Below are 5414 nucleotides of genomic sequence, written 5' to 3'. Positions count from 1 at the left end.
CCCCGTGGCCGGGATGCCTCCCGGCCACGGGGCCGCCGGGCGCAGGCCTGCGAGGATGCCCAGGTAGGCCGGCACCTGGATCGGGGTGACCACGACGATGATCACGGCGTCCACGGCGTCCACGGCGTCCACGGCGTCCACGGCGTTCGCGCCGGTGCGCAGCCGGTGGCCCAGCCGTACCCAGGTGTCCGGCCGCCGCCACGACAGCGGGTAGGACGTCGCCGGGAACGGCCGCGTCTCGGGGACGTCCACCCGCTGCCGGCCCGGGTAGAGCCGAGCCGGATACTGTGCCGACCAGGACTCCAGGCGGACGTCGTGCCCGCGTGCCATGAGTCGGTGCGCAAGTTCGGTGGTGTGCTGGGCCACACCACCCTTGTAGGGGTGAGTCGGGCCGACGATCACGATCCGTGATCGTGCTGGCGCCCCGGCGGGCTTCCCCGGCCTCTCGTCTGTCGCCTCGTCCGTCACCATGGAACATCCATCATTGTCAGTACATCTGTCGCTGTCGGGACATCCGTCACCACGGAAGCCGGCAGGGCGTCAGCGGAACCCGACGGGGCATCAGTCGCCGCCGCGGGAGCGGGCCACGAGATCCCCGATCAGGGCGAGCACGACGATCTGGAAACCGACAAGAATCGCCAGCAGCGTGGACGTGGTGACCCGCAGATCATAACGGATCAGGTCGGCGACAAGTTTCACGAAACCCAGCCCCATGATCCACAGGGCGATCGGCATCAGCACCCGGATCGGGTCGAAGTACATCACCATCCGGAGCACCTGTAGGACGTAGCGGCGCGCGTCGCGGAACGGATGGAACTTGCTCTTGCCCGAACGCTTCGCGTAGTCGATCGGAATGTAGTCGACGGGATGCTGGTTCGACAGGAACGCCATCGTTATCGTCGTCACGCAGGAGAACCCGGGCGGCAGCAGCCGCAGGTACGGCAGGGAAACCTCCCGCCGGAACGCCCGCAGCCCCGAGTTCAGATCGGGGATCTTCATGCCGGACAGCCGCTGCGCGATCATTCGGATGAACCACTTGGCCGGCACCCGCGCCCACTTGTGGGTGCCCTCCTCGGTCGTACGCGCGCCCACCACCTGGTCGACGTCGGGGCAGGCGTCGAGATGGCGGACGAACTCCGGGATGCGCTCGTTCGGGTAGGTCATGTCCGCGTCGGTCCAGACCACGATCTTCCCACGGGCATCCTGGGTGCCGATCCGGCGTGCGGTGCCCGACCCGCCGTTGCGGCGGAACGCGATCAGCCGCATGTTCGGGAAGCGGTGCGTCACTCCGCGCAGCAACGCCAGCGTGTTGTCGGTCGACTTGTCGTCAATGACCAGCAGTTCGTAGCTGTAGCCGCTGGCGTCCATCGCGGCGGTGATCCGCTCCAGCTCGCGGATGATGTGATCCTGCTCGTTGTAGCAGGGCAGCACGACCGTCACATAGGGCGCGGCGGGCGCCTCCGCCACCGGCCCGACGCCGGGCTGCTTTCTGAGGACCGGTACGCCGGGGCTGACAGCTGCGCGTACAACGCTGGCACTCACGTCGATGTGGCTCCTGATTTCCGTCCGGGAACAGGGGGTTCACCGGTGCCGTCGAGTTGCGGTCGGGCCGGTCGGGCCGGTCGGGCCGGTCGGGCCGGTCGGGCCGAATGATCACAACCTCCTCCGCACGTGTTCGAGATGCCCTGTCCGCATGCCAGGGTCACCGGATGCCAGCGTTACACGCCGCTGCCACCGGCCGGTCACGGAGGTCCCGCGACGCGGCGGCCCACCCGGCCCGGCACGCCCACCGCCCGGCCAGCCGCGCGGGTGGCGGCGGTACGGGTCGCGGCAGCGCGCCAGGACGGGCGCGGCTGGTGGTACGTCCGGCATGATCGCTGATGGCGAGCGGCGGCACATACAGGTCATGATCGCTCCAGGCCGACCGGTTAGGATTGCCGGCCATGGGTGGGCTCATCGAGCGTTTCGGCAGTCAGGTCAACCGGTTCGACCGGCGGTTCGTCGACGACGCGCGCGAGTACGCCCGCAACGTCCGAGCGCTGCGGGCCGGACGGGAGACCTCGGCGCGCTCCTTCGTGGCCGGGCTGCGCTATCCGCTGGCGTACGGTCAGCCCATCTGGACCGGTTCGCCCACCGTGCTCGAAGGCCGTGAACGGATCGAGTTCGCCGACGGCGCGGCGCTGCGGATCGGCCTCGGCCCGTTCGGGATCTCCACCCGGCGGGACGTCTCCGTGCTGCGGATCCACCCCGAGGGACGGCTGCGCTGCGAGGGGGTCGTCTCGGTGCAGCGCGGCACCCGCATCGTGGTGGACTCCGGCCTGCTGCAGCTCGGCCACGGCGTCAACATCAACGGTTTCGCGAAGATCCTCGTGCGGGAACGGGTCAGCATCGGCGCCGGCTGCAACATCTCCTGGAACACCCAGATCCTCGACAACGACTTCCACCCCATCACCGTGGACGGCGTCGAGCAGCCGATGAGCGCCCCCGTCGTCCTGGAGGACCGGGCCTGGATCGGTGCCGGCGCCATCATCCTGAAAGGGGTGACGATCGGTGAGGGCGCGGTCGTCGCGGCCGGCGCCGTGGTGACCAGGGACGTCCCCGCCAAAACGATTGTCGCGGGCAGCCCGGCGAAGGTGGTCGGCCAGGTCGACTCCTGGCGCTGACCGTTTCTGTCTCCCCGTCCGATCTTCTGTCTCCCGTCCGATCCCCTGATCGTCTGATTTCCTGATCTGAGTCTGATCCACCGTCCCTGTCTGATCCACCGGCGGCGGCCTGCTGGCCAACCGGCCCGGATTTTCTGTCTTCCCGCGCTTCCCTCGCTTTCCGCGGTCGCGACTGCGGCGGCATGATTCCTGGCAGCCGCGAAGAACGAAAGCGTCACAGCGCACGCAGCCGTCGAAAAGGCGCAAACCTTACGTACGATGGCAACCATCCGTTCCCGGAGATCCCAGCCCCACCCGCCAGCGGGCCGGAGGCGGCGTGATCACGTGTTTCTCGCGTCGCCGCGGGCCCGAGTCCCGGAGCCGCCCTGATGGAGGCCGCAGTCGGAACGACCGCCGCCGCGGTTGCCGTGGAACCATCCGGTGACTGCCCGGCGGAGCGGTTCAGCCCGCTTGGAATCCTGCGCCAGGCACCCGGCCACATCTGGCTGATCACCGCCGCGTTCGCCTGCCTGCTCGCCTCCTGGTCGATACTGGTGCCCCACTACCACGCGCCGGACGAACCGAACCAGGTCGACGCCGTCATGCGGCTCGTCCAGGGCGACGGCTGGCCGCACCCGGGCGACGCCGTGGTGACACCGGACGGGGTCGGTGCCATCAGAGCGTCACCGTTCGGCAGCCGGACCAGCCCCTACGAGCTCACCGTCGCGCCGATCCCGGCGCACGACGCGCCCCCGGACTCCCAGCGGCCGGCCTGGCGGGATCTCGCCGCCCCGGGGCAGCCGTCCGGTTACATCCAGCAGATGGTGCAACACCCACCGCTGTACTACCTGCTGGAAGCGATGATCCTCAAAGTGCTCCCGGGCAGCGGCGACGCCCTGCGCTGGGACGTGACCATCGGTCTGCTGCGGATGAGCAACGTCCTGATGGTGGCGCCGCTGCCGCTGCTGGCCCACGCCGCCACCAGACGCCTGTGCCCCCAGCCGGTCGCCGCGACCGTTGCCGCGCTGGTCCCCTGCGCCGTGCCGCAACTGGTCCACATCGGCTCCAGCGTCAGCAACGACAACCTGCTGATCGGCCTCGGCGGGCTGGTCACGGTGGCCGTCGCCCATATGCTGCGCGGGGACACCTCGGCGCGGACCGCCTGCTGGATCGGGCTGCTCACCGGTCTCGCGCTGTTGACGAAGTTCTTCGCGGTCGTGCTGATACCGATGATCGTCACGGCGTACGTCTGTGTCCGGTTGCGTGGCGCGCGCTCGCTGTGGCGACCCGCCGTGCTCTGCGGCGGGCTCGGGATCGCCGCCGGCGGCTGGTGGTGGCTGGTCAACGTCCTCCGCTGGCACACCGTCCAGCCGCGCACCCCGGGGTTCCCGCCCGGCGAGTACGTCGGACGGGACTGGAGCGTCTACTGGTCGTGGATGTCCGAACGGCTGGCGACCCGCTGGTGGGGTTCCATCGGCTGGTACGAAGCCGACATCTCCCCGCTGCTGGTGCTCGTCGCCTCGCTCCTGCTCGGCGGCCTGCTCGGCTGGGGCCTCCTACGTGCCCGCGGCCGGGCACAGCGGGTGGACCTGTTGTTCATGCTGTGGCCGACGGTCGGCCTGCTCGTGATCGTCGGCGGGCAGGCCGCCGCCCACCTCGTCCGCACCGGGCACATGACCGGGGTCTCCGGACGGTACCTGTTCACCGGCTTCGTCGGGGTCGCGGTCCTCGCCGGCGCCGGAGCCGCCGCGCTGGCCGCGGCGCTGCGGCCACGCCCGGCCCGCTGGCTGCCACTCGCCGTGTTCGCCGCCGCGGTCGGCATCCAGCTGGACGCGGCATGGCTCGTCCTCGGCCACTTCTGGCGGCCCGCCGGGGGCGGGCCGGTCGCGGCCCTGCGCGCCATGGCCGCCTGGTCGCCGTGGCCGGCGGCCGGCATCGCGGTCGTTTTCGGGTCGGCTCTGGCCCTCGCCATCCTGACTGCCATAAGCCTCGCGCGAAACACCCGGGCCACCAGGCCCATAACGCCGGCCCCATGACGCGGACGCACCACAGCCACCCGCACAGATTATGATCCAGAATCGTTTGTCGTTTTGTACGCCAACAGGAACAAAAAATGTACAAAACAACAAAGATTCGGCGATCTTTCTCGGCGCTGGTGGCCGTGGACCGCGCCGGCCGCGGCGCGGTCCACGGCCTGGGGTACCGGCGGGGTGCGGGGAGGTCAGCGGCGGGCGTGCAGGGCTCCGCGTACCGCACGCGCCGTGCGTACCGCCCGCGCGCCGCGGTGACCGCCCAGCCGGGCCTTGAGCGCCGCGTTCGCCACCCGGGCCGCGTGCACGAGCTTCGGTTCGTCGGCCAGGGCTGCGCGCAGCTGCTGGGCGGTCGCGCGTTCCGCATCCAGTGCGCGTTCGGCCTCGGCGGCCGCGTCGAGCAGCCGCAGTTCGGTCGTGGCACGGTCGGCCAGGGCCGCGTCCAGTCGGGCCCACTCCCGCTGCCGCCGGCGAGCAGCGTCGATCATCTCGTCCTGCAGCAGCAGCACGTGCAGGTAGAGGTCCAACCGGTTGCGTTCCAGGCGGGTCAGCAGGCTGTTACGCACCCATGGCCGCAACAGCTCGTCGACCCGTTCGGCGTACGGGGCCCGGTCGTCCACCACGATGCCCAGGCCGAAGATCGGCGCGGCCACGAACAGGCGCAGCTCCGGACGGGTGGTGAGGAAGTCCTCGACCGCCGTGCGGACGCCGTTGCCCGCCCCGCCCTCCGACCGGGCCCACG

The 5414-nt window shown here is 70.4% G+C and carries 3 protein-coding genes and 2 pseudogenes; 2 read left to right on the top strand and 3 right to left on the bottom strand.

From position 1 onward, the window contains the following. Positions 1-471, bottom strand: a pseudogene (locus tag CM1CMNOD_RS04825) (glycosyl transferase); the annotation flags it as partial. A gap of 90 nt (positions 472-561) precedes the next feature. Continuing rightward, the gene (locus CM1CMNOD_RS04820; protein ID WP_043603010.1) at positions 562-1467 is read right to left on the bottom strand and encodes a glycosyltransferase family 2 protein; all 906 of its coding nucleotides are present in this window, start codon (positions 1465-1467) and stop codon (positions 562-564) included. 476 nt (positions 1468-1943) lie between these two features. Here CM1CMNOD_RS04820 and CM1CMNOD_RS04815 point away from each other — a divergent pair, with 476 nt between their 5' ends. Continuing rightward, positions 1944-2663 (top strand): acyltransferase, encoded by a 720-nt coding sequence (locus CM1CMNOD_RS04815; protein ID WP_013872538.1) that lies wholly within the window; start codon positions 1944-1946, stop codon positions 2661-2663. A 368-nt stretch (positions 2664-3031) separates the two neighbouring features. Continuing rightward, the gene (locus CM1CMNOD_RS04810; RefSeq protein ID WP_013872537.1) at positions 3032-4678 is read left to right on the top strand and encodes a hypothetical protein; all 1647 of its coding nucleotides are present in this window, start codon (positions 3032-3034) and stop codon (positions 4676-4678) included. A 185-nt stretch (positions 4679-4863) separates the two neighbouring features. On the opposite strand, the pseudogene CM1CMNOD_RS21495 reads toward CM1CMNOD_RS04810, so the two are convergent. Then, a pseudogene (locus CM1CMNOD_RS21495) lies at positions 4864-5414 on the bottom strand (class I SAM-dependent methyltransferase); the annotation flags it as partial.

This window comes from Protofrankia symbiont of Coriaria myrtifolia, from assembly GCF_900634755.1.
GTDB lineage: Bacteria > Actinomycetota > Actinomycetes > Frankiales > Frankiaceae > Protofrankia > Protofrankia coriariae.
The sequence above is the reverse complement of the archived record's forward strand: the minus strand, read 5'-3'. Positions and strand labels throughout refer to the sequence as shown.